The organism is Arthrobacter sp. S39, from assembly GCF_004320525.1.
GTDB lineage: Bacteria > Actinomycetota > Actinomycetes > Actinomycetales > Micrococcaceae > Arthrobacter.
The window spans coordinates 197,988-221,859 of sequence record NZ_SIHX01000004.1 but is presented as its reverse complement, the minus strand read 5'-3'; the positions used below and the strand labels follow the sequence as shown (position 1 = coordinate 221,859).

General features: G+C 67.1%; 21 protein-coding genes. 14 read left to right on the top strand and 7 right to left on the bottom strand.

Annotated elements, in window-relative coordinates:
• Positions 1–77 precede the first annotated feature (77 nt).
• Complete coding sequence (locus EYS21_RS10080; RefSeq protein ID WP_131133069.1) at positions 78–827, top strand: MIP/aquaporin family protein; 750 nt, start codon at positions 78–80, stop codon at positions 825–827.
• 36 nt (positions 828–863) lie between these two features.
• Positions 864–2,378, top strand: a complete 1,515-nt coding sequence (gene glpK / locus EYS21_RS10075; protein ID WP_131133068.1) for a glycerol kinase GlpK — start codon at positions 864–866, stop codon at positions 2,376–2,378.
• A 196-nt stretch (positions 2,379–2,574) separates the two neighbouring features.
• Here the strand turns inward: glpK and EYS21_RS10070 are convergent, their stop codons facing one another.
• The gene (locus EYS21_RS10070) at positions 2,575–4,833 is read right to left on the bottom strand and encodes a PEP/pyruvate-binding domain-containing protein (protein WP_131133067.1); all 2,259 of its coding nucleotides are present in this window, start codon (positions 4,831–4,833) and stop codon (positions 2,575–2,577) included.
• A gap of 301 nt (positions 4,834–5,134) precedes the next feature.
• Here EYS21_RS10070 and leuS point away from each other — a divergent pair, with 301 nt between their 5' ends.
• Together leuS and EYS21_RS10060 are read left to right on the top strand one after the other, a co-directional pair.
• Positions 5,135–7,660, top strand: coding sequence for a leucine--tRNA ligase (gene leuS, locus EYS21_RS10065; protein ID WP_131133066.1), 2,526 nt, complete (start codon positions 5,135–5,137; stop codon positions 7,658–7,660).
• A 57-nt stretch (positions 7,661–7,717) separates the two neighbouring features.
• Positions 7,718–8,725 carry a DegV family protein gene (locus EYS21_RS10060; RefSeq protein ID WP_131133065.1) on the top strand — a complete coding sequence of 336 codons (1,008 nt, stop codon included), beginning with the start codon at positions 7,718–7,720 and terminating at the stop codon, positions 8,723–8,725.
• Between the two features lie 492 nt (positions 8,726–9,217).
• Here EYS21_RS10060 and EYS21_RS23720 read toward each other — a convergent pair whose 3' ends face one another.
• Positions 9,218–9,469, bottom strand: a complete 252-nt coding sequence (locus EYS21_RS23720) for a hypothetical protein (protein ID WP_242633389.1) — start codon at positions 9,467–9,469, stop codon at positions 9,218–9,220.
• On the opposite strand from EYS21_RS23720, the gene EYS21_RS23715 reads away from it, so the two are divergent.
• The 5 genes from EYS21_RS23715 to holA all read left to right on the top strand — a co-directional run bounded on the left by EYS21_RS23715 (position 9,350) and on the right by holA (position 13,663).
• On the top strand, positions 9,350–9,622 hold the full coding sequence (locus EYS21_RS23715) for a DUF309 domain-containing protein (RefSeq protein ID WP_242633379.1): 273 nt from the start codon (positions 9,350–9,352) through the stop codon (positions 9,620–9,622). The two genes, EYS21_RS23720 and EYS21_RS23715, sit on opposite strands and share 120 nt — an antisense overlap.
• Entirely contained in the window at positions 9,597–9,773 is a 177-nt protein-coding gene (locus tag EYS21_RS23380) for a hypothetical protein (RefSeq protein WP_165478288.1), read from the top strand. The genes EYS21_RS23715 and EYS21_RS23380 overlap by 26 nt, the downstream gene beginning before the upstream one ends.
• Positions 9,774–9,840: 67 nt before the next feature.
• Positions 9,841–10,749, top strand: coding sequence for a ComEA family DNA-binding protein (locus tag EYS21_RS10050; RefSeq protein ID WP_131133063.1), 909 nt, complete (start codon positions 9,841–9,843; stop codon positions 10,747–10,749).
• A gap of 185 nt (positions 10,750–10,934) precedes the next feature.
• The gene (locus EYS21_RS10045; RefSeq protein WP_242633368.1) at positions 10,935–12,734 is read left to right on the top strand and encodes a ComEC/Rec2 family competence protein; all 1,800 of its coding nucleotides are present in this window, start codon (positions 10,935–10,937) and stop codon (positions 12,732–12,734) included.
• Positions 12,647–13,663, top strand: coding sequence for a DNA polymerase III subunit delta (gene holA, locus EYS21_RS10040; RefSeq protein WP_131133061.1), 1,017 nt, complete (start codon positions 12,647–12,649; stop codon positions 13,661–13,663). Before EYS21_RS10045 ends, holA begins: the two co-directional genes overlap by 88 nt.
• 141 nt (positions 13,664–13,804) lie before the next feature.
• On the opposite strand, the gene rpsT is transcribed toward holA, so the two are convergent.
• Entirely contained in the window at positions 13,805–14,065 is a 261-nt protein-coding gene (rpsT, locus tag EYS21_RS10035) for a 30S ribosomal protein S20 (RefSeq protein ID WP_066291556.1), read from the bottom strand.
• Positions 14,066–14,235: 170 nt separating this feature from the next.
• Positions 14,236–14,826, bottom strand: a complete 591-nt coding sequence (locus tag EYS21_RS10030; RefSeq protein ID WP_131133060.1) for a type II toxin-antitoxin system PemK/MazF family toxin — start codon at positions 14,824–14,826, stop codon at positions 14,236–14,238.
• A 184-nt stretch (positions 14,827–15,010) separates the two neighbouring features.
• On the opposite strand from EYS21_RS10030, the gene lepA reads away from it, so the two are divergent.
• Both lepA and hemW read left to right on the top strand, forming a co-directional pair.
• Entirely contained in the window at positions 15,011–16,864 is a 1,854-nt protein-coding gene (gene lepA, locus EYS21_RS10025; protein ID WP_207307736.1) for a translation elongation factor 4, read from the top strand.
• Positions 16,865–16,900: 36 nt separating this feature from the next.
• Positions 16,901–18,130, top strand: a complete 1,230-nt coding sequence (hemW, locus tag EYS21_RS10020; protein ID WP_131133059.1) for a radical SAM family heme chaperone HemW — start codon at positions 16,901–16,903, stop codon at positions 18,128–18,130.
• Positions 18,131–18,167: 37 nt separating this feature from the next.
• Here the strand turns inward: hemW and EYS21_RS10015 are convergent, their stop codons facing one another.
• Both EYS21_RS10015 and EYS21_RS10010 read right to left on the bottom strand, forming a co-directional pair.
• A complete protein-coding gene (locus EYS21_RS10015) occupies positions 18,168–18,587 on the bottom strand; it encodes a DUF4870 domain-containing protein (protein ID WP_131133058.1) in 420 nt (139 codons plus the stop codon).
• Positions 18,588–18,689: 102 nt separating this feature from the next.
• The gene (locus tag EYS21_RS10010; protein ID WP_131133057.1) at positions 18,690–19,535 is read right to left on the bottom strand and encodes a DUF3097 domain-containing protein; all 846 of its coding nucleotides are present in this window, start codon (positions 19,533–19,535) and stop codon (positions 18,690–18,692) included.
• Between the two features lie 188 nt (positions 19,536–19,723).
• On the opposite strand from EYS21_RS10010, the gene hrcA reads away from it, so the two are divergent.
• From hrcA to EYS21_RS09995, 3 genes are all read left to right on the top strand, one after another.
• Positions 19,724–20,737 (top strand): heat-inducible transcriptional repressor HrcA, encoded by a 1,014-nt coding sequence (hrcA, locus tag EYS21_RS10005; protein ID WP_131133056.1) that lies wholly within the window; start codon positions 19,724–19,726, stop codon positions 20,735–20,737.
• 82 nt (positions 20,738–20,819) lie between these two features.
• Positions 20,820–21,947 (top strand): molecular chaperone DnaJ, encoded by a 1,128-nt coding sequence (gene dnaJ / locus EYS21_RS10000; RefSeq protein ID WP_131133055.1) that lies wholly within the window; start codon positions 20,820–20,822, stop codon positions 21,945–21,947.
• Between the two features lie 2 nt (positions 21,948–21,949).
• Entirely contained in the window at positions 21,950–22,732 is a 783-nt protein-coding gene (locus EYS21_RS09995; RefSeq protein WP_131133054.1) for a 16S rRNA (uracil(1498)-N(3))-methyltransferase, read from the top strand.
• 11 nt (positions 22,733–22,743) lie between these two features.
• On the opposite strand, the gene EYS21_RS09990 is transcribed toward EYS21_RS09995, so the two are convergent.
• Complete coding sequence (locus EYS21_RS09990) at positions 22,744–23,664, bottom strand: GerMN domain-containing protein (protein ID WP_131133268.1); 921 nt, start codon at positions 23,662–23,664, stop codon at positions 22,744–22,746.
• Positions 23,665–23,872: the final 208 nt, after the last annotated feature.

Sequence of the window (23,872 nt, the reverse complement as noted above, 5' to 3'; positions counted from 1 at the left end):
CGGGGTGCCACCGTGCCCCGGCTCCGCGGTCCTTCATACCCGCGAAGGACCGACAACAGAGAATAAAGGAGTCAACGATGTCTCTTGGAATTGTTTTTCTTTCCGAAGTCTTCGGAACGGCCATGCTCACCCTGCTGGGTTGCGGCGTCGTGGCCAACGTTGCCCTGAAGGGCACCAAAGGCCACAGCGGCGGGTTCCTGATGGTGACCTGGGGGTGGGGCATCGCCGTTTTCGCGGGCGTTTTTGTTGCCGCCAAGTCCGGTGCGCACCTTAATCCCGCCGTCACGCTGGGCCTGTTGGTTAACGGCAAGGCGGAGTACGCGCCCGGCGTCCCGATTGACGTTGCGTCCACGCTGACCTATTTCGGCGGCGAAATGCTGGGGGCTTTCCTCGGCGCAGTAGTCTGCTGGGCCGCTTATAAGCAGCACTTCGACGCGGAACCGGAGTCCGCCAGCAAGCTGGGCGTGTTTTCCACCGGCCCCGCGATCCGCTCCACCCCGTGGAACCTGGTCACCGAGATCATCGGCACCTTTGTCCTGGTCTTTGTGATCCTCACCCTCGGTGGAACGCCTTCGGGCCTGGGACCGCTGGCCGTGGCCCTGCTCGTGGTGGGCATCGGCGTATCACTGGGCGGACCTACGGGCTACGCCATCAACCCGGCCCGTGACCTGGGCCCGCGCATTGCCCACGCATTGCTTCCCATCAAGGGAAAAGGAACCAGCGACTGGGCCTACTCGTGGATTCCCGTAGCAGGACCCCTTGTGGGCGGCGCTCTGGCCGGTATTGTCGCAAAGATCGCACCGATCATCATTACTGCCGCCGCCTGACCTCCCAGTAACCACTCAGCAGACAAGGACGTCACCATGAACCAGTACGTAATCGCCATCGACCAGGGCACCACCAGCTCCCGGGCCATCATCTTCGACCACAGCGGCAACATCGTTTCGTCGGGCCAGATGGAGCACGAACAGATCTTCCCGCAGGCAGGCTGGGTGGAACACAACGCCGCCGAGATCTGGAACAACACCCGGGAGGTCATTGCCTCCGCGCTCTCCAAGGCGAACCTGACCCGGCACGATATCGCCGCCGTCGGCATCACCAACCAGCGCGAAACGGCTGTGGTGTGGGACAAGACCACCGGCGAGCCCGTCTACAACGCCATCGTCTGGCAGGACACGCGCACGCAGGACATCGTCGACGAGCTCTCCAAGGACGGCGGGCCGGAACGGTTCAAGCCGAAAGTGGGCCTTCCGCTGGCCACCTACTTCTCCGGCACCAAGATCAAATGGATCCTGGACAACGTCGAGGGCGCACGGGCCAAGGCCGAAGCCGGTGACCTGGTCTTCGGCAACACCGATGCCTGGGTCCTTTGGAACCTGACCGGCGGTGTTGACGGCGGCGTGCACGTCACGGACGTCACCAACGCCTCACGCACCCTGTTCATGGACCTGGAGACACTGAGCTGGGATGAGGAGATCCTGGGGATTTTCGGTGTCCCGCTGAGCATGATGCCGGAGATCAAGTCCTCCTCCGAGGTGTACGGCACCGTCCACACGTCACAGCTGCTGCGGGAAATCCCGGTATCGGGCATCCTGGGCGACCAGCAGGCCGCAACCTTCGGCCAGGCCGCGTTCCAGGCCGGCGAAGCAAAGAACACCTACGGCACCGGCTGCTTCCTCATCTTCAACACCGGTGAGGAGATCGTCCACTCCAAGAACGGCCTGCTGACCACCGTCGGCTACAAGCTGGGGGATGCCGCCCCGCACTATGCCCTGGAAGGCTCCATCGCCGTCACCGGTTCCCTGATCCAGTGGCTGCGGGACAACCTCGGCATGATCAGCAGCGCCCCGGAGGTGGAGACGCTGGCCGCGTCGGTCAAGGACAACGGCGGCGTCTACATCGTGCCAGCATTCTCCGGACTGTTCGCCCCGTATTGGCGCTCGGACGCCCGCGGCGCCATCGTGGGCCTGACCCGGTTCGTCAACAGGAACCACATCGCCCGCGCAGCCCTGGAGGCCACGGCATTCCAGACCCGGGAGGTCCTGGACGCGGTCAACGCGGACTCCGGCGTTCCGCTCACGGAGCTGAAGGTCGACGGCGGCATGGTCGCCAACGATGCGCTGATGCAGTTCCAGGCAGACATCCTGGGGGTCCCGGTGATCCGTCCCAAAGTCGTGGAAACCACCGCACTGGGCGCCGCCTACGCAGCGGGCCTCGCCGTCGGATTCTGGAAGGACCTCGGCGAGCTTTCGGCCAACTGGTCCGAGGACAAGCGCTGGGAACCGCAACTTGATCAGGCCGAGCAGGACCGCCAGCTGCGCCTGTGGAAGAAGGCCGTCACGAAGTCCATGGACTGGGTGGACGAGGACGTGAAGTAAATCCTCACGAGTTGCCAAAGGGCCGGAGGCTCCCCGCCCGCCCGCTTCGCGGTGCCCACCACGCCATGGCGGGGGAGCCTCCGGCCCCTTGGCCGTGCGGGCCAGTTTAGCCGCCGTTGCTATGGGGGGAGGGGACGCCTTCCTCACGGCCAGTCCCGCCCGTTTTGTCCGGCCCTCGCCCCAAGCACCTCGTACTTCAGTCCTCGTGGGTCATTACGATACCCGCGTTGCCGTCGACTGTGACCAGTTGGCCGGTGTGGAGGATTTGGGTGGCGTTGCCGGTGCCTACCACGGCCGGTATGCCGTACTCGCGGGCCACGAGGGAGGCGTGCGCAGCCAGGTTGCCGCCGTCCGTGACAACGGCCGCGGCAGCCGCAAATAACGGCGTCCATGCCGGCGCCGTCGCTTTGGCCACCAGGATCTCGCCCGGCAGGAACCGGGAGAATTCCTCCGGACCGTCCACCACCCGCACGCGGCCTTGAGCCCGGCCCGGGCTGGCAGGGTGGCCCACCAGGGCGCCGGCCGGAAGGTTGTCCCTGCTGCGGGCGCTGTTCGCGATCCTGTCGAACATGTTTCCGAGCAGAGGCGGCAGCTTTCCCAGCGAGAGCGGAGCCGCCAGTTTCCGCTGGCTCTGCCACTGCCTGCGCCGCCGGTCAACATTTTTATGCTGCGGCGGTGCGTCCAGGCGTAAGGCGTCAAAGGTCAGGAAGTAGACGTCCCCGGGCGCCTTGATGATGCCGTGGCCGTGCAGGCGGGCTCCTATTTGCGCCGCGCACCGGCGCAACAGCGGCCAGCCCAGGGTGAAGTCCTTGGCCTGCTCCTCGCGGAGCAGGGCGTAATGCTGGGCCAGGCCGAGGAGGCTGTCAAACCGCTTCAGCCGCCTTCCCTTCAGCAACGCACGGCATGAGGCCTCAGCGGCGCGGCGCCGCTCAGCTGCCGACGGCGTCGGTGCATGGCGTGGTGCGTTGCCCTCCCGGGCCTGGGCGGGCCCGCCGCGTTGCTCGCCCGCCGTCCTGTGGTACCAGTCGATGCTGTAGACGGCGTGCGGCACCCCGGCGGGCAGCGCGGGAGCCAGGCCGCCCAGGAGCGTCTGGTATCCGATGGCCTCCTGTGTCTCCGGGGTGGCCTGCCCCGCGAGCGCCCCGGCCAGGTGCCGGCGCCAGAACCGCGCCAAAACCAGTTCCATCTTCCACGCGGCACCGCCCGTGGCGGAAAAGAACCAGAGGTACTCACCGGCCTTCCGTGCCACACTTTGCACGGTGTTTATGAGTTCAGCCAGGGTGGCCGTCCCGGCGGCGTCCCACGAAGTGTCCACTAAGGTCCGGTACGAGGGCAGGCATTCGGTGCGCCATTCGTGTTCGAGGCCACGCAGGACCGTCCTGTCTGCCCCGGCGGGGTCCACCATGGGCCGCACCACGGAGTTGAAGAAATAGGGCAGGGATCGCGGTTCGCCGCCGAACAGCAAGTGCGGCAGTGCCTTGGGATTCGGCGGGGAGACGTAATACCAGCCGTTGACCTGTCCGTGCCCCATTGCCACTGAAATCCCGGCAGACGCGAAGACCGCCTTGTTGTATGCCTCGTCCATCCGCGGAATCACCCAGTCCATGAAAAGGGGCGTGACCGGTTCAGGCAGCCATTCGCCCAGGCGGAAATTCCTGAGCCAGGCTCCTTTGCCCGGCGGCTCCCATCTCACGGGGTCCGGAAGGGCCGTCATCGGCCGGGCCTGCAGGATCTGGACGCTGCCCGTGCGGTCCAGTGCCCATTCGATGTCCTGCGGGCAGCCGAAATGAAGGGCGACCTTGCGGGCGCAGGTGGCCACCGCCGTCGAGCTTTCCGCCGACAGTACCCCGTCGGCCCCGCGCACCCGAATGGACCGTCCCCCGCGCACCACCCACTCTTCGCCCGTTTCCACACCGGACACCAGTGCCTCCGCCAGGCCCTGAACTGCTGAGATGACGGTTTCGTTGCGTTCCCCGGTCAGCGGGTTGGCGGTAAAGGCGACGCCTGCGGCGACGGGATCCACCATCTGCTGGACGAGGACCGCCATGGCGGCTCCCTCGCCTGTCCCCGGCCCGATGGACGCCTCATAGGCGCGGACGCGGCCGGCGCCGGCGGATTCAAAGCATCGCTCCACCGCCGCGGCCAGGCCGTCCAGGGCAACGTTGAGGTAGCTCTCGTACATGCCTGCAAAGGAAGCGCCCGGCAGGTCTTCCGCGGCAGCGGAGGACCGCACCGCGTAAGGGCCGGGCCCGGCGGCCGAAGCAGCTGCCTGGAGTTCTGTCCCCCAATGGCGGGCTTCTGCAGCTGCAAGCGCAGCTTCGGTCACCACAAATCCGGCCGGAACACGGAAGCCGGCGGCGCTGAGCGCGGACAGGGCGGCGGCCTTACTGCCGGCGGTTTCCCTCGCCGACGCGGCCGGGTGGCCGAGCGGGGGGAACAGGATGTCGTCACTCACCTTCAGTCACCGGTCCGGGTCAGTTGTTGCACAGCGGGCTCCAGTCTATTCAGGCGGGGCCGCGCCGGATAGGGGTGCGGGCACCGCGGTGCCCCGCCGTGGTGCGCTAAAGTAGTTCCATGCGTGCGATCCTTCTGCTTAGCTAGCCGCCCGGTGTCCGGATTCAACCGGATAGCCGTGCGGCAGCCCCTCCATGGAGAGGGGCTTTTGTGTGTCCGGGCGTGTTTGCCGGGCCGGCAGCAGAAGGGATCAAAGAAGTTATGGCCGCACAGATGCCGTAACAGAACAGAAGAGGGCAGCAGTGAGCGTTCAGCCGGAGACAGAGACCGGAACAGCAGCAACGGCAGCGGACGGCCCCGAGGAGGGCGCCTACAACTTCGCCGCGATGGAAGCCAGGTGGCCGCAGGTATGGGAAGACCTCAAGGTCTTCACCCCCGCCGATGACGGATCCCGCGAGCGCCGCTACGTCCTGGACATGTTCCCGTACCCGTCGGGCGACCTGCACATGGGCCACGCCGAGGCGTTTGCCATGGGCGATGTCGTGGCAAGGTACCTCCGGCAGCAGGGCTTCGACGTCCTGCACCCGATCGGCTGGGACTCGTTCGGCCTGCCCGCGGAGAACGCGGCCATCAAGCGCAACGCCCACCCCAGCGAGTGGACCTACGCCAATATCGAGACCCAGGCGGCATCGTTCAAGCGCTACGCCATCTCCGCGGACTGGTCACGGCGGGTACACACCTCTGACCCGGAGTACTACCGCTGGACCCAGTGGCTGTTCAAGCGCTTCTACGAGCGTGGCCTGGCCTACCGCAAGGATTCCCCGGTCAACTGGTGCCCCAAGGACCAGACGGTGCTGGCCAACGAACAGGTGGTCAACGGTGCCTGCGAACGCTGCGGTACCGCAGTCACCAAGAAGTCGCTGAACCAGTGGTACTTCAAGATCACCGAGTACGCCGACCGGCTGCTCGATGACATGGACGAGCTGCGCGGCCACTGGCCCGAGCGCGTCCTGGCCATGCAGAAGAACTGGATCGGCCGCTCCGAGGGTGCCCACGTCAACTTTGTGATCGAGTCCGACGGCGGCAAGCCCGCCAAGGACGTCACTGTCTTCACCACCCGCCCCGACACCCTGTACGGCGCAACGTTCTTCGTTGTGGCGGCCGACGCGCCGATCGCCGTCGAACTCGTCGCGGAAGAGCACGCCGCAGCCCTGGACGCCTACCGCGAACAGGTCAAGGCACTGTCTGAGATCGAGCGCCAGTCCACCGAACGGGAAAAGACCGGCGTCTTCACCGGCCGTTACGCCATCAATCCGCTGAACGGCGAGAAGCTGCAGGTCTGGGCCGCGGACTACGTCCTGGCCGACTACGGCACGGGTGCCATCATGGCCGTCCCCGCGCACGACCAGCGCGACCTCGACTTTGCCAAAACCTTCGGCCTGCCCGTCCGCGCCGTGCTGGACACCGGCGAGGAGGACCCCGCGGTTTCCGGCAAGGCGACGGCGGGGGAAGGCACCCTGATCAATTCCGGGAAGCTGGACGGCCTGCCGAAGGCCGAGGCCATCCCGGCCGCCATCAGCATCCTGGAAGAGCAGGGCACCGGCGAGAAGTTCGTCAATTTCCGGCTCCGCGACTGGCTGCTGAGCCGCCAGCGATTCTGGGGAACGCCCATCCCGATCATCCACTGCCCCGCCTGCGGCGAGGTTCCCGTTCCCGACGAGCAGCTGCCCGTTACCCTGCCGGCGGACCTGCGGGGCGAAGACCTGTCCCCGAAGGGCACGTCCCCGCTGGCGGCCGCCGAAGCCTGGGTCAACGTGGAATGCCCCAACTGCCACGGTGCAGCCAAGCGCGACACCGACACCATGGACACGTTCGTGGACTCGTCCTGGTATTTCCTGCGGTTCGTCTCGCCGCAGTTCACCGAAGGCCCCTTCGACCCGGCCAAGATCAACGAGTGGATGCCGGTCGGCCAGTACGTGGGCGGCGTCGAGCACGCCATCCTGCACCTGCTGTACGCCCGGTTCTTCACCAAGGTCATCCACGACCTCGGCATGATCGACGCCGACGAACCCTTCAGCGCCCTGCTGAACCAGGGGCAGGTCCTCAACGGCGGAAAGGCCATGAGTAAGTCCCTGGGCAACGGCGTTGACCTCGGCGAGCAGCTGGACAAATACGGTGTGGACGCCGTCCGCCTGACCATGATCTTCGCCTCTCCGCCGGAGGACGACGTCGACTGGGCGGACGTATCGCCGTCGGGCTCCGCGAAGTTCCTGGCCCGCGCCTGGCGTCTGGCGCAGGACGTCACCAGCCCGCCCGGTGTTGACCCCGCGGCCGGGGACCGTGCACTGCGCTCCGTCACGCACCGCACCATCGCCGACGCCGCGGCCCTGCTGGACAGCAACAAGTTCAACGTGGTCGTGGCCAAGCTCATGGAGCTGGTCAACGCGACCCGCAAAACCATTGATGCCGGCGCAGGGGGCTCCGACCCCGCGGTGCGCGAAGCCGCGGAAGCGGTCGCGGTCATCCTCAGCCTGTTCGCGCCCTACACCGCTGAAGACATGTGGAATGTCCTGGGCCACCCGGCCTCCGTCGCGAACGCCGGCTGGCCGGCCCACGACGAAGCGCTCCTGGTGCAGGACACGGTGACGGCCGTCGTCCAGGTGCAGGGCAAGGTCCGCGACCGGCTCGAGGTCTCCCCGGAGATCGGCGAAGACGAACTGCGCGAACTGGCCCTCGCCTCGGAGAACGTCCAGCGGGCCCTCGACGGGCGGGGCATCCGCACCGTCATCGTGCGTGCACCTAAACTGGTGAACATCGTCCCGGCCTAGCCGGGGCACCGGCCGCCGGATCCTTCCGGCGGCCGGCAATAACTCCAGGAGGCGCACTTGCCCGACCGTGATTCCGCCGCCTGGCTATGGCTCCGGGACCGTCTGGCGGCGCTGCGCCCCGCGCCCCGGCCGGAAATCTCCGGTGCCGGCCAGGCCGGCGTCGTCCGGACCGCAGTGGTCACTGACTCCGCTGCCGCCCTGCCTGCAGAATGGGTCAAGGCCTGTGCCGGCGACGGGCGCCTGACCGTGATTCCCATGCCTGTCATGGTGGGCGAGGAAATCTACGGCGAGGGCGAGGACGACATCACCGAAACCATTGCCCTCGCACTCGCGAGCGGCAAATCCGTCAAGACCTCCCGCCCGTCACCGGGCCAGTTCGAGCAGGCCTTCCTCGCTGCCGAACGCCGCGGCTACGACGCCGTGGTTTCCATCCACATTTCCGGCGGACTGTCCGGCACCGCGGACGCTGCCCGCCTGGCCGCGGGCCGGGTGGAAATCCCTGTCGAGATCATCGATTCCGGCACCGTCGGAATGGCACTGGGCATGGGCGTGCAGGCCGCCGTCGTCGCCGCAGCGGGAGGAGCGGACGCTGCCGGCGTGCGCGCCGTTGCCGAGGGGCAGCTGGGCCGCACGAAGGTGTACTTCTACGTCCCCAGCCTGGAGCAGCTCCGCCGGGGCGGAAGGATCGGGGCAGCCGCCTCCCTGGTCGGGACCATGCTGGCCATCAAGCCCATCCTGGCGGTCGACGGCGGCAAGATCGTTCCGCTGGAAAAGGTCCGCTCGGCAGCCAGGGCAATAGCCCGGCTGGAGGAGATTGCGGCCCAGGACGCTGCTTCCCGGCCTGCAGGCAGCGTCAGGCTCGCTGTCCACCACTTCGGGAACCCCGCAGAGGCCGAGGCGCTTGCAGACAGGCTTGCGGCCGCCCTCCCGGGTTGCCCCCGCGCCCAGATCAGTTCGCTTCCGGCAGTCCTCGCCGCCCACGCCGGGCTGGGAGTCCTGGCCGTGATCGTAGGGGACGGTGGAACGTCGGAACCGGCCGCCGGACTCCCGGGCCTATCCAGCTAGCCGCACTCCCGGAAACGGGGCGGACATCCGGAGCCAGCGCACTGTGAGCGTGGTCGGGACCACTGACTGACGCCGAGCGAAAAGAACCAACAGAGACGTCAGTGGCCGTACTTGTTGACCACAATCTGCACAATGTTCGTGTCGTCGTCCTGGCCGCAGTCAGTGATTGGGATGCGTACGTTCCAGCCGTCAATGACTCCAATATCCCGACAGTCCAGTCCGCCTGCATTGAACCGGGGGTTCCGACCGCACACCGCAAACTCCTGGGGGATCAAACCCGCCTGCTGAACGTATCGCTCCAGGTCACCCTCCCTGTACCGTCCTGGCCTGCACGAGTCCGGCGGCGCCGACGGAGTTAGTTGACGCGGCCCGAGCGAAGTGCATGGCTCGGATCGAAGGGCCAAGCCGTAGGATTGGGCGGATGAAGGTTGGCAAGGTCCACGGACGCTCAGACCGGAAAGTGCAATGACCGGCGACAGGGATCGGGATGCTTCACGGCGCCCGCGGCAGGCCCGGCCACGTGACGCCCTTGGACGGCCGCTGCCGTACGGAAGTGCTGGCGTGGAGCCGGTCTCCGAGGAGCCGCTGCCGCCGGCGGAGACGTTGGTCTCGGCCCGGAGGCTGGTGGAAGCAGGCCGGCCCCTCGCCGCGCATGAGGTACTTGAGGCCCGATGGAAAGCTGGGCCGGCCCAGGAACGCGACCTTTGGCAGGGTCTCGCCCAGATATGCGTCGGGCTTACCCACGCGGCCCGGGGGAACAGTGTTGGCGCGCTTCGGCTCTTCGAGCGGGGTGCGGTCCGGCTCGAGGAGTACGGTTCAGGCGAAGGGCCGACTTACGGGCTCGATTTGTCCGCCGTTGTGCGTTGCGCGCGTGATCGGATGGGCACTGGCGGCTGATTCCGCGACCAGCATCCTCGCGGCAGGCGAAGGCACCATCTCCGGGAGGCTGCTGAGGGTTTACGTGACCCACTACCGGTTCACAGTTCCCGGAATCCCGGGGAAGCCCGTCGGGGAGGGTGGCTCTCCGGGACCGGCCGCCGGGCTGTGACCGGCTCTTTCCACATAGCCGCACCCGGCACTGTTCCGGGCCGGTCCGCCTCCCTAGCGTGGTGGATATGTCACGCCGGGATGCTGGATCCGCAGCCAGCCCTGCGGCGCGCCATGCCGGCCGGCGCTTGCAGGCTACCCTCGGATCCGGGTCCGGCGGGCTCCTGCCCGGGGACGGGGAAAGTTTTGTGTACGGCGGCGGCACGGGCGGGGATCCAGATCGAGTCGCTGGATCCGGAGCGGACGCCGCGCCCGGAACCCAGTCCGGCCCGGGGCGGACGGGGCCGGTCCTCAGGTGGCGGCTGGGACTGAAGGTCGCTGTGCTCGTGGGCATTGCCGCCGTCGTCTGCGGGGCCTGGTTCTGGTGGCAGGTTTCCACCGGGCGGCCGGACGTGCTGCCGCTCGGTGACGTCACGCCTTCAGGAAGCGCCGTTCCGGGCGGATCCGGACAGGAGCCGCCCGGAACGGTACCGGAGAATCCAGGACAGACCGGCGCGGATGCCGGATCCGGGGGCGGGGCGCCCGCGGTGCTGCATGTGGCGGGGGCTGTCGCCCGGCCGGGGATCGTTGAGCTTGCGCCAGGGAGCCGGGTTCACGATGCCGTCGCAGCCGCCGGCGGGGGAACCGAGGCGGCGGACCTGGACCGGCTCAACCTGGCCGCCGTCGTCGTGGACGGGCAGAAGCTTTATGTGCCGCGGCACGGTGAACCCCTGCCAACCGACTCCGCCGGAGGCGCGGCGGGTGAGGCCGGCGCCGGTGCAGGCGGCCTCGAACCGCCCGCGGGCAAGATCAACCTCAACTCGGCCGGTGTTGAAGAGCTTGGGACGTTGCCCAAGGTGGGCCCGGTGCTTGCGCAGCGCATCGTGGACTGGCGGAAGGAGCACGGGCTGTTCACGTCGGTCGAGGAGCTCGATGCCGTGGACGGAGTCGGACCAAAAATGCTCGAGACCCTGCTGCCGCTGGTGAGCGTGGAGTGATGTCCCCGGACAGAACGGGACCTCGTGGCAGCCCCAGCCGGTGGAGCCGGTTTGTGGAGGCGGCAGTCAGGGCGCCCGGGACCGGAGCCGGCGAACCCGCAGGCTACTCTGCGCAGCCCACGGAGCCCCTTGCCCGGGCTGGTACGGGACAGCCGCCAAAACCTGCAGGGGAAACCATCCGCCGCGTGGTCACGGAAAACGTGCGCCGGCGGCCCCAACCTTCGTTCCCGGCAGACGGGAAGCGGCGGCGCACGGACGTACGGCTTGCCCCTGCCGCGCTGCTGGTCTGGTGTGCCGCCGTCGCCGGGGTCTGGCTGGCACCGGCAGCACTCCTCGGCGTCTGCTGTGCGCTGCTGCTCGTCGCTGCGGTTCTTCTCGCCAAGGCCCTGCGGGCAGGTGTGCCCCGCAGTTTCCTGACCACCGCCGCCATCGCCGTACTGTTGGCCGTGTGCACCGCCGCGCATTCCGCTGTTGCGTCGTCGCAGCGGCACGATGGCCCCCTGTCCGACGTCGTTCGGGGCGGCCAGTCCGTGGTGGCAATTATCGAGATCACCGGGGCGCCCCGCGCCGTCGCCCCGGCAGGGCAGGCCGGGGCGGCAGGAAGGTGGGCCGTGCCGGCCACCACCCTTGATGTCACCGCCGGTGGCCAGCTGATCCGCGGCCGTGCCGACATCGTGGTCATGGGCGGCGGTGACTGGGGCTCCGTGGCGGCAGGTCAGCGCATCCGCAGCGCGGGGAAGCTCAGGCCTGCGGATCCGGGCCAGGCCGAGGCCGGGATCCTGGCCGCATCAACGGCCCCGTTGCTGTTGCCGGGCGGCTACCCGGGCTGGCACGAAGGCGCAGCGCAGCTGCGAAGCCACTATGTGTCCGCGGCGTCGTTCCTGGCACCGGACCCCGCCGGTCTCCTGCCCGGCATGGTCACCGGAGACACCAGCGCGCTGGATGAAGGTCTGACCGCAGCCATGCAGGCCGTGGGCATGACCCACCTGACGGCCGTCAGCGGCGCCAACTGCAGCCTGGTTCTCGGGGCCCTCCTGATGCTGGCCCGCAGCCTGCGCCTGCCCAGGGTACCGGCTGCAGTCATGGCTTTGTCGGGCCTGGGGTTGTTTGTCCTCCTCGTGGGCCCCGATGCCAGCGTCCTGCGGGCCGCCCTGATGGGTTCGATCGCCCTTGCGTCACTGGCCGGCGGACGGACTGGCCGGGGCCTGAGTTTTCTGAGCCTCGCCGTCATCGGGCTTTTGCTGTTCGACCCCGGCCTGGGTACCAGCTTCGGCTTCCTGCTGTCCGTCCTGGCCACCCTGGGAATCATTGTCCTCGGCCGGCGGATGGTGGACCTCACGCCAGCCGTTGTGCCGCGCTGGGCGGCGGCGGCATTTGCCGTGCCGCTGTCCGCACAACTGCTGTGCGGTCCCGTCATCGTGCTCCTGCAGCCGCAATTCTCCACCTACTCCCTGGTGGCGAATGTGGTGGCCGCCCCGCTCGTCGCGCCGGTGACGCTGCTTGGCACGGCCGCGGTTCCCTTGGTGGTGCCTGCGCCGTGGGCTGCAACCGCCCTGATCGCAGTTTCGGGCACGTTCTGCAGTGGTGTGGCCGCGACGGCCAGGTTCATGGCGGGCCTTCCCGGCGCCACACTGCCGTGGCCCGAGGGTGTCTTCGGGCTGTTGACGATGGCTGCGTTGTCGGTGCTCACACTCGCCATGGTGCTGCTGGCACTCCGTCCGCGCTTGGCAGCAGACATGGTCCTTGGCCTGCACCGCCGCATCGAGAAGATCCTGGAAAAGGTGGAACGTGTTGGCTGGCCGCCACGGCCCCGCCGGATGCCGGGACGTGGCTTGGTGCCTCGCGCCCGCCGTGGCAGGCTTAGATATTGCACAAACACTTCCGGAAGGAACCCAGCATGGCCGCTGCGCCGAATGCACGAAACAGGACCACGGCGTCCGTTACGGCCACCTGGCGGGACGTGGAACCGGCGGGAGTGGTCCTGATCGGCGGCCCGGAGGAGTACCTCGGTGTCCGGGCGATGGACCGCGTCAGGGCGCAGGTACGGGCAACTTCGCCCGATGTCGAGGTCACACGGCTCAACGCGGCAAGCTACGAAGCCGGGTCGCTCACCCTGCACGTCAGCCCTTCGCTCTTCGGAGAGAACAAGCTGATCGAGGTCGAAGGCGTTGAAAGCATGAACGACGCCTTCCTGGCCGACGCGCTCTCTTATGTGGCCCGACCCGAGCCCGACGTCGTCCTGGTCCTGCGGCATGGCGGCGGTGTCCGTGGCAAGAAGCTCCTCGACGCCGTCAAAGCAGGCGGCTGGCCCGTGGTGGACTGCCAGCCGCTGAAAAAGGATGCCGACAAGAGCGCATTCGTCACCTCGGAATTCAGGGCTGCCGGCCGGAAAATCAGCGGCGAAGCTGTCCAGTCCCTGGTCAACGCAGTGGGCGCCAGCCTGGCCGAACTCGCGGCAGCCTGCAGCCAGCTGATCGCGGATGCAAGCGGGGCCGTGACCCCAGAGCTGGTGGACCGCTACTATGGCGGCCGGATCGAAGCCACAGCCTTCAAGGTTGCCGACGCCGCCATGGCGGGCAACGGCCCGGCGGCCCTGTCCGCGCTTCGCCATGCCCTGGCCACAGGAGCCGACCCCGTTCCACTGGTGGCCGCGCTGGCTGCCAAGCTGAGGACTGTCGCCAAAGTGGCGGGCGCACGGGGGTCGTCCGCGCAGATCGCCCGGGATCTTGGCATGCAGCCCTGGCTCGTGGAGCAGGCCCAGCGTGACGTACGGCGCTGGACGCCGGAAGGCCTGGTCCGCTCCATCCAGGTCACCGCGGAAGCTGATGCGCAGGTCAAGGGACTTTCGCGGGACCCGGTCTACGCGGTGGAGCACGCTGTCACGGTCATCGCCACCTCCGCACGCGGACACTGACGGCCTGAACCCCGCCGCAAGACTGCGCCACCTGGCGGGCTGCCGGCCGTTGTGGCGTGGAACGGGGCAGCCCGTTTAAAGCGGTGTGGCCGGCACCCAGGGGGTGCCGGCCACAACCATCAGTTCAGGGAACTGGAAGCCTTACAGTGCGTTGACCTTCTTGGAGATCGCCGACTTGCGGTTCGCTGCGTTGTTCTTGTGCAGAACACCCTTGCTGACAGCCTTGTCCAGCTTGCGGCTGGCGGCAACCAGGGCAACAGCAGCTGCATCCTTGTCGGTGGACTCAACGGCGGTGTTGACGGCGCGGATGGCCGTCTTCAGCTCAGACTTGACTGCGTTGTTGCGCAGGCGTGCCTTCTCGTTGGTGAGGATGCGCTTCTTCTGGGACTTGATATTAGCCACGTGTGAACTCTCTTTTTAATGCGGAAATGGTCTAGAGGGCTTTCAGATTGGCCATTGACTGAGCGGCGTGGGGATACCTATGGCGGCCAACCATCAGTGGCCGTCGACCTGCACGGACACACAGCTATAAAGAATAGCAGATTGGGCCGAAGGCTGGCCATTTGGCAGGCCTAGTTCCAGCCGTGTCGCTTGCGCAGTACGGCGGCAACCAGTTCGAAACGTCGCCGGTCGAGTACGGCTCCTTCGCGGCGGATGCCGTCGGGGCTGATCTGCAGGATCCGGTCCACCTTTGCTTCGCTGGGACGGGACTGCCGGTCCCAGGCCCCGGTTCCGATATCCACGTAGTCGTTGCCTGCGTGGGCGTCCTGGTCGTGGTCGCGGCTGGTGAGCATCAGTCCCAGAAGGTAGCGGCCGTTATGGCCGACCAGAAGGACCGGACGGTCTTTGCCCCTGGTGTGGTCCTCTTCGTAGGGCACCCAGGTCCATACGACTTCGCCGGGGTCCGGGGCGCCGTCCGGCTGCGGCGCGTACCGGACCGTGGCGGTGCCGCCAAAATCGCCAGGATAACCGGTGACCGGCCCCGGACCGCTGGAGGACTTTGACGACGTCGGCTTTGGCCGCGCCGGGGTTCGTACCGGCGTCCCCGCGGCAGGGCTGCCCGCCCTGGTGCGGGGGGCGGCGTTTGAGTCCCGCCGTATCCTGTCCAGGATGTGGACAGTCTTCTGGAATGCGTTGACCAGCGAGCGGAAGTTCAGTGCCATGGGGAAACCCTATCGCCGGGCGGGAAATGCCGGCCTGGCAGTGACACCCGTGTGTTGTCCGGCGGATGCGGTGTGGCAGGCCCTGACGTGGGACACTGGAGGTTGAAAATATGCGGCCTGTCCGCCAGCGTGCCCCGGTGGGCCCTGGCTGTGTCCGTGTGAATGCCAACAGTAAGGACCCTGCGTGTCTCCCATGGCCCGCACCGCCCCGGTGCCCGCCGCGACAGATCCGGCCATTATTCGGAATTTCTGCATCATCGCGCACATTGACCACGGTAAGTCCACCCTGGCCGACCGGATGCTGCAGTACACCGGAGTGGTCCAGTCCCGCGACATGAAGGCCCAGTACCTGGACCGGATGGACATCGAGCGTGAACGCGGCATCACCATCAAGTCCCAGGCAGTCCGCATGCCTTGGGAACTGGACGGCACCAGCTACGCGCTGAACATGATCGACACCCCCGGCCACGTGGACTTCACCTACGAGGTCTCCCGCTCGCTCGCGGCCTGCGAAGGTGCAGTGCTCCTGGTTGACGCGGCGCAGGGCATCGAGGCACAGACTCTCGCCAACCTTTACCTGGCGATGGAAAACAACCTCACCATCATTCCGGTCCTGAACAAGATCGACCTCCCGGCCGCCCAGCCGGAGAAATACGCGGCCGAACTGGCCAGCCTGATCGGCGGCGACCCCGACGAGGTACTCCGCGTCTCCGGCAAGACCGGCATGGGCGTCGAGGCGCTGCTGGACAAAATCGTCCGTGACCTGCCGGCCCCGACAGGCAACGCGGACGCCCCGGCCCGCGCCATGATTTTCGACTCCGTCTACGACACGTACCGCGGCGTGGTCACCTACGTCCGCGTGGTTGACGGCATGCTGCACCCCCGCGAACGCATCCAGATGATGTCCACCAGGGCCACCCACGAACTCCTCGAGATCGGCGTGAGCTCACCGGAACCCACCCCGTCCAAGGGCCTCGGCGTCGGCGAAGTGGGCTACCTCATCACCGGCGTGAAGGACGTCCGGCTGTCCAAGGTCGGCGACACCGTCACCAACCTTGCCAAGCCTGCCTCCGATTCCCTTCCCGGCTACGCTGATGCCAAGCCCATGGTCTTCTCCGGCCTGTACCCGCTGGACGGCACGGACTATCCGGTGCTCCGCGATGCGCTGGAGAAACTGATGCTCAACGACGCCGCACTGGTCTACGAGCCCGAAACCTCCGCCGCGCTGGGCTTTGGCTTCCGCGTGGGCTTCCTGGGCCTGCTGCACCTGGAAATCACCCGGGAGCGGCTTGAGCGCGAATACAACCTGGACCTGATCTCCACCGCCCCCAACGTCGAGTACGAGGTGACGCTGGAGGACAAGAAGGTGGTCCACGTGACCAACCCCAGCGAATACCCCTCCGGCAAGATCGCCGAGGTCCGAGAGCCGATGGTGTCCGCCACCATCCTGGCGCCCAACGAATTCGTGGGCGCCATCATGGAGCTCTGCCAGAGCCGCCGCGGTGTCATGGGCGGCATGGACTACCTGTCCGAGGACAGGGTGGAAATCCGGTACCGGCTGCCGCTGGCCGAAATCGTGTTCGACTTCTTCGACATCCTCAAGTCCAAGACCCGCGGCTATGGCTCGCTGGACTGGAAAGCGGACGGCGAGCAGGTGGCTGACCTCGTGAAGGTGGACATTATGCTCCAGGGCGAGCAGGTGGATGCATTTTCGGCCATCACGCACCGGGACAAGGCGTACGCCTACGGCGTGATGATGACCACCAAGCTGCGCGAGCTGATTCCCCGCCAGCAGTTCGAGGTCCCCATCCAGGCTGCCATCGGCTCCAGGATCATCGCCCGGGAAAGCATCCGCGCCATCCGCAAGGACGTTCTCGCCAAGTGCTACGGCGGTGACATTTCGCGAAAGCGCAAACTGCTGGAAAAGCAGAAGGAAGGCAAGAAGCGCATGAAGATGGTGGGCCGCGTCGAGGTTCCGCAGGAAGCCTTCATCGCCGCGCTGACCACGGACGAATCCAAGGACAAGGCCAAGAAATAGTGATGACCGTGGCCGCAACTCTGCGAGGCCGCCGCAATGCCTAGCGTTCTTCCCCTCGGCGACCCGGCGCCGTCGGACGGTCTGCTGCCCCCGCAGGCAGCGGACGGTGCGGCGGGCCGGGCCTTCGGGCTGTATGTGCACATTCCGTTCTGCGCCGTCCGTTGCGGCTACTGCGATTTCAACACCTACACGTCCACTGAGCTGGGAGGCGGCGCGTCGCAGGACGCGTACGCCAGCACCGCGGTGTCCGAGGTGGACTTCGCTGCGGCCGCGCTGCGGGCCTCCGGGATCCCGGACCGGCCCATGAGCACGGTATTTTTCGGCGGCGGAACCCCAACGCTGCTCCCAGCGGAAGATCTCGCCCGGATCCTGGCTGTCGCCGTCGCCCGTTGGGGGCTGGAACCCGGCGCCGAAGTCACCACCGAGGCCAACCCTGACTCCGTCACGCCGGAGTCACTTGCCGTCCTGAAGGACGCCGGCTTCACCAGGGTTTCCTTCGGCATGCAGTCCGCCGTTCCCCATGTGCTCAAAGTCCTGGACCGCACCCACACTCCCAGCCGCGTGCCGCAGGTGGTGCAATGGGCGCGTGAAGCCGGCCTCGCGGTGAGCCTGGACCTGATCTACGGGACCCCGGGGGAGTCACTGGACGACTGGCGGTACTCCCTCGAGACTGCACTGTCCTACGAGCCGGACCACATCAGCGCCTACGCACTGATCGTCGAGGACGGCACCAAACTCGCCGCCCAGATCCGCCGGGGCGAAGTACCCGGAATCGACGACGACGACCACGCCGACAAATACGAACTCGCCGACCAGCTGATCGGCGAAGCCGGGCTCGCCTGGTATGAAGTCAGCAACTGGGCCCGCACGCCCGGCCAGGCATGCCGCCATAACCTGGCCTACTGGCGCGGTGACGATTGGTGGGGCATCGGCCCCGGAGCCCACTCACACGTGGGCGGTGTGCGCTGGTGGAACGTCAAGCACCCCACGGCCTATGCCGGCAGGCTGGCCCAGGGGCTCTCACCGGCCGCCGGGCGGGAAACCCTCGACGACGGCACGCGGGACATGGAACGGATCATGCTCGAGGCGCGGCTCGTCACCGGTGTCGGCATCAGTTCGCTGGGGGAGTCCGGCCGGAAAGAAGTGGCCGGACTCATCGCGGACGGACTGGTGGAGCCCGCACAGGCATTCAGGGGACAGCTGGTGCTGACGCTGAAGGGCCGGCTGCTCGCCGACGCCGTGGTCCGCAGGATCCTGCCGGACTGAGCGGAGGCCCCCGCCCGCAAGGTGGGCCGGGTGGGGATTACTTGATCCAGCGCAGGTTGTACTGGTAGCGGTGCGGCTGGCCGCGGTTCACGTGGATGCCGGCAGCAACGGAATAGCACGTCAGCGCGATCCAGATCAGCGTGGCAATGACGGCGAAGATGTTGCCGATCACGGGGATGAACACCAGCAGGTTGGCCACCACGGCCGCGATGGTGGGAGGCAGGCTGAAGTTCAGCGCTTCCTTCGATTCCTGGGCGGTAAACGGCCCGCGGTCCCGGAAGATGAGGTAGATCAGCAGCGACGGAACGCACCCGAGAATGCCGCCGAAGTGCGCCAGCGTAGCCCACTGCCGGTCTTCACTGGCCGTCAGGGGCAGCGCGTTTGCCGGAACGCCATGGTACTCGGAGCGGCCCTGGCCGCCCTGGTTGTCCCTGTGTTCGCGTGCGTTTTCTGCCACGGTGTCTTCCTTCGAAAATGCAATGGTGCGTTGATGTAGAACATTCAAACTTACAGGGTGCCGGGCCCAAGTGCAGCGGCACCTGCAGTACCAAGAATACTGCTAGGGAACGGTCAGGAAGTCGATGACTTCTTCCACCCTGCCCAGCAGCGAGGCTTCCAGGTCGGCGTAGCTCCGGACCGCGCCCAGCAGTTTTTGCCAGCCCAGGCCGATGTCCTCCTTGGTGGAATGGGGCCAGCCGAACGCCGCCAGGATGCCGGTCTTCCAGTCCTGGCCCCGGGGGACGACGGGCCAGCTTTCAATTCCCAGCACGGCAGGCCGGATGGCCTGCCACACGTCCACGTAGGGATGGCCAACGATGAGGACATTGCCTGCTGCCCCGGGCGAGGCCATCACGGCGTCCGCGATCCGGGACTCCTTGGAGTCCGGCACCAGGTGGTCAACGAGCACGCCCAGCCTGCGGCCGGGGCCCGGACAGAAGCTGGCCACAGCGGCGGCCAGATCATCAATGCCGTGCAAAGGCTCGACGACGATGCCTTCCACCCGGAGGTCGTCTCCCCAGACCTTTTCCACCAGTTCGGCGTCGTGCTTGCCCTCCACCCAGATCCGGCTTGCCTTCGCCACCTGTGCCCGCTGGCCGGCGACACGAACCGAACCGGAGGCCGTCCGTCCGGCCGGCGCGGTGGCCGGCCGGGGTGCCGGAGGCATGAGCCGGATGGGCTGCCCCTCGAGGAGGAAGCCGTAGCCAAGCCGGAAGGACCGCGATTTGCCGCGCCGGTCCTCCAGCGCCACGACATGCATGCCGCCGGATTTTTCGACCCTCGTCACGGCGCCCACCCAGCCTGACTGGACATCTTCCAGGACCATGCCCCGCTCCACCGGCACTTCCGGGAGCTGGTTCCTGACGGGGGCGGCGATCTCTTGGGGGCCCCAGTTCTGGTATTGCATGGATGTGTTCCGCCTTGCCTAGGTCCTGGCCCGGAATTTCGCCCGGAGCGGTACCAATGCTAACAACGGGGTGAGTCATATTAGACTGTTAGCACTTAGGCATGTCGAGTGCTAAGCCGCGCCCGCGCCGCGGCCGGTGCGCCCGGCGGGGGAAACCCGGCGCCCGTGACCCTGGATGGAGGTGGAGTGTGAGCGAGCCGCGCAAACTTGAAGTACTGCGTGCCATCGTGGAGGACTATGTGCACTCCCGCGAACCGGTGGGGTCCAAGGCGTTGGTTGAACGCCACCACCTGGGCGTGTCCAGCGCAACCATCCGCAACGACATGGCGGCCCTGGAGGATGACGGCCTGATCACCGCGCCGCATACCAGCGCCGGCCGCATCCCCACGGACAAGGGCTACCGGCTGTTTGTGGACCAGATCTCCGCAGTCAAACCCCTGTCGCAGGCGGAACGCCGCGCCATCCAGACGCTCCTCGAGGGCTCGGACGATCTCGACGACGTCCTGGAACGGACCGTCCGGCTGCTGTCACAGCTGACCAACCAGGTGGCAGTGGTCCAGTACCCGCACCTGAGCCGCGCCACGATCCGCCACATCGAGTTTGTGCTCCTGGCCCCCCGCCAGGTCCTTGTAGTCCTCATCGCCAACACCGGCAAGGTGGAGCAAAAAGTGGTCGACGTCGGCCAGGACCTGGGCGACGATGCCCTCGCCGGCATCCGGGGCAGGTTCCTCGGCTCGCTCGCAGGAACCCCGCTCAGCCAACTGACCCAGTCGCTGCCCGTGGTGGTTTCCGGGATGGGCCCGGGACAGCGGCAGGCGGCGCAGGCCCTGGCCCACGGCCTCGAGGTCCTTGCCCACAACAGCCGCGAAGACCGCATGGTCATGGCCGGCACCGCCAACCTCGCCAGGTCCAACGTTGACTTCCCACTCAGCATCGGCCCGGTGCTTGAAGCACTCGAGGAACAGGTGGTCATGCTGCGCCTGCTCAGCGAGATGGCGCAGGATCGCCGCGGCGTGACAGTCAGCATCGGCCGTGAAAACCCCCACGACGGGCTCGCCGAAGCATCGGTGGTCGCCACGGCGTACGGCCCGGACAGCACGGCCAAAATCGGGGTCCTCGGCCCCACCCGGATGGATTACCCCACCACCATGGCGGCAGTCAGGGCTGTAGCCCGCTACCTGTCAAGGATTCTGGGCCCCTGACCGCACCTGGCCGGGCCCCAGGCAAAGAAGAGCAGTGCAAGCAGTCCCACTGCAGCAGGACAAACAGGAAGAGATACGAACTTTGAGCAGCCACTACGACGTCCTTGGAGTCTCACCGGAAGCCACCGGGGAAGAGATCAAGAAGGCCTACCGCAAGCTGGCCCGCACGCTTCACCCGGACGTCAACCCCGGTGAGGATGCTTCGGACCGCTTCAAGGCCGTAACCCACGCCTACGAGGTGCTCTCCGACCCGCAGAAGCGCCGGGTCTATGACACCACCGGCAACGAAAACGGCACCGACAACGGCTTCGGCGGCGGCGGTTACGCCGGGCAGGGCTTCGCCTTCCAGGACATCTTTGACACCTTCTTCGGCGCCGGAGGATCCGCCGGGCCGGCGTCACGCGTCCGGCGCGGGCAGGACGCCCTCATCAGCGTCCGCATCGAACTCCGCGACGCCGTTTTCGGGGTTAACAAGAAACTCGAAGTTGACACCGCCGTCGTCTGCCCCACCTGCAACGGCTCCTGCTGCCGGGAAGGAAGCCACCCGGAACGCTGCGACATCTGCGGCGGGAGCGGACAGGTCCAGCGGGCGGTACGGTCCATCCTGGGCCAGGTCATGACGGCCGCCCCGTGCGGAAGCTGCGAAGGCTTCGGCACCGTGATCAAGGACCCCTGCAACGAATGCAGCGGGCAGGGCCGGATCCGCAGCCGGCGTTCGATGACCATCAAGGTGCCTGCCGGTGTTGCCACCGGAACCCGGATCCAGCTTTCGGGCCAGGGCGAGGCAGGCCCGGCAGGCGGTCCCGCCGGCGATCTCTACGTTGAGATCCGGGTCAACAACGACGCCACCTATGTCCGTGACGGCGACGACCTGCATGCCACGCTGAACATTCCCATGACCGCGGCCGCCCTGGGCACGGAAGTGTCCCTGGAGACCTTCGACGGGCTGCAGGAAATCGACGTCAAATCGGGAACCCAGTCAGGTGAGATCATCACGTTGCGGGGCCTGGGCGTGACCCACCTCCGCGGCTACGGCCGCGGCGACCTCAAGGTGCACCTCCAGGTGGAGACGCCGGCCAAGCTGGATTCAGCCCAGGAAGACCTGCTGCGGCAGCTGGCGAAGCTGCGCGGCGAACAGTTCACGGAGGGCAAACTTGCCGCCAGCGGCGGCGTCTTCGCCAAGCTCCGGGACCGGCTCGGTAACCTGTAGCGGTGAGCAATCCGGTTTTCTTCAGCGCCGCCGGGACGCTGGACCACGTGGTCCCAGGTGCCCAATTTGTCCTGCAGGGGCCCGAGGCCCGGCATGCCGTGACGGTCAAACGGCTTGCCCCCGGGGAGTCCGTGGATATCGCGGACGGCGCCGGCAAACGGCTGACCGGTACGGTGGTGGCGGCATCGCCGTCCGAACTGACAGTTGAGTGCTCCGCGCTGACGGCCGAAGAAAAACCGGACATCCGGCTGGTCCTGGTGCAGGCGCTGGCCAAGGGCGACCGCGACGAGCTCGCCGTGGAAACCGCCACTGAGCTGGGCATCGACGCAGTCATCCCGTGGCAGTCCGAGCGGTCCATCGTACGGTGGAAGGGCGAGCGGGCAGCGAAGGCACACGCCAAATGGCAGTCAGTTGCCACGGCTGCTGCCAAGCAGGCCAGGCGTGCCTGGATTCCGGAGGTGCGCGCCGCCGTCGAAACCCCCGGACTGGCTGCGGCAGCCGGCGCGGCCGACCTCGCCGTCATCCTGCACGAGGACGCCGTCCGGCCGTTCCGGTCCGTTCTGGAGTCCTGGCATGCGACGGCGGACGGCAGCGGGCCCCGCGAAATCCTGCTTATTGTGGGGCCGGAGGGCGGGATCAGTCCGCGTGAAGTGACCAGGCTGTGCAGTGCCGGCGCGGTCACGGCACTCCTTGGGCACCATGTGCTGAGATCCTCCACTGCCGGTCCTGCCGCGGTGGTCCTTGCCAGCGACGTGCTGGGCCGCTGGGCCGCACCTGCAGGCTGACTCTATGGCTGCTAGCGCACGCTGAAGCTGCGCGTATCAACGTTCAGTTCCTGATCGCTGCCTGAGGGGTCGGCCTGTGCGACGCGAAGCTCGTAGTCGCCGGGGGTGAGCGTCAAGGCGAGGGTAAACACGCCGGATTGGGCGGCCTCCGCCGCGGCGGTGGTCTCACCGGTCAGGAAAGGCGCCTTCTCGCCGTTCCCTTCCTCACGCAGGATCCGCCAGCGCAGCTTGCCGCCGGGGACCGTGTTCCGCCCGGTGATCTTGACACTGCCATCGGCGACTTCCACGTCTTCCTGCGGATCGATGATCCATACCGGAGCCACCATCCCGGGGCTGCGTGACATCAGGGTGCCAAGGCGCACGTGGTTGAAGGCAAGGTAGTCGGTGTGCCCGTCGACGAGAACCATCACCTGGATCTGCTGGCCGGAATCGATGAGGCCTGCACTCGCCCCGGCCGCCGTGGCCGTGTATACCAGCTGCTGGATGGCGCGGCCGGCCATGTCGGCGTCGAGGTTGCTGTTGAAGGCGTCCTCGGAGACATCAACAGTGATGACGTTCTTGCCCGAGATGGACGTGGCCAGCTTCTTGGGGTTCTGCCACGGCGTGAAGAAATCCGGGTCGAGGGGCTTGTCCGACATCATGGCCCGCAGTGCCCTGGTCACCGGGTTTTCCTGTTCGGGCACATCCCTGAACTCGCGGTAGAGGAAAACATTGTTGTTGCTGCGGCCGATCCAATAGACGGGCGCCTTGTTGGATGACTGCGTGGTTTCCAGCGGTGCGCTGGTGGACGGCACCCCTGGCGACGTACTTTCCGGGGCCTGGCTCGAATTCTGCGCCAGCGTGGGCTCTGGCCCGGGATCCGCGATGCAGCCGGTGAGGACAAGGACAGCGGGCAGGAGGCCCAGCAGGGCGGCGGAGCGGATGCGCCCCAGGGCAGGTCCCAAGGCAAGGCGCGTTACTGGTCCCGGCACTGTGATGGCACTGTCCTTCCTGGCTGTGATGATGGAGCCGGTCCCCGGACGGCCTTGATTTCCAGCATCGCACAGGGAAACTGGCCCTGAGGTCCGAACTCCGCCGACCGGTGTAACTGCAACGGGAACGATATGAGGCCGATATGAAGTTGATACCTAATGACGGCAA

Coding starts and splice junctions, on each gene's coding strand:
- EYS21_RS10080 (WP_131133069.1), top strand. CDS start 78: ATGTCTCTTGGAATTGTTTTTCTTTCCGAAGTCTTCGGAACGGCCATG.
- glpK (WP_131133068.1), top strand. CDS start 864: ATGAACCAGTACGTAATCGCCATCGACCAGGGCACCACCAGCTCCCGG.
- EYS21_RS10050 (WP_131133063.1), top strand. CDS start 9,841: ATGTCACGCCGGGATGCTGGATCCGCAGCCAGCCCTGCGGCGCGCCAT.
- holA (WP_131133061.1), top strand. CDS start 12,647: ATGGCCGCTGCGCCGAATGCACGAAACAGGACCACGGCGTCCGTTACG.
- EYS21_RS10030 (WP_131133060.1), bottom strand. CDS start 14,826: ATGGCACTGAACTTCCGCTCGCTGGTCAACGCATTCCAGAAGACTGTC.
- hemW (WP_131133059.1), top strand. CDS start 16,901: ATGCCTAGCGTTCTTCCCCTCGGCGACCCGGCGCCGTCGGACGGTCTG.
- EYS21_RS10010 (WP_131133057.1), bottom strand. CDS start 19,535: ATGCAATACCAGAACTGGGGCCCCCAAGAGATCGCCGCCCCCGTCAGG.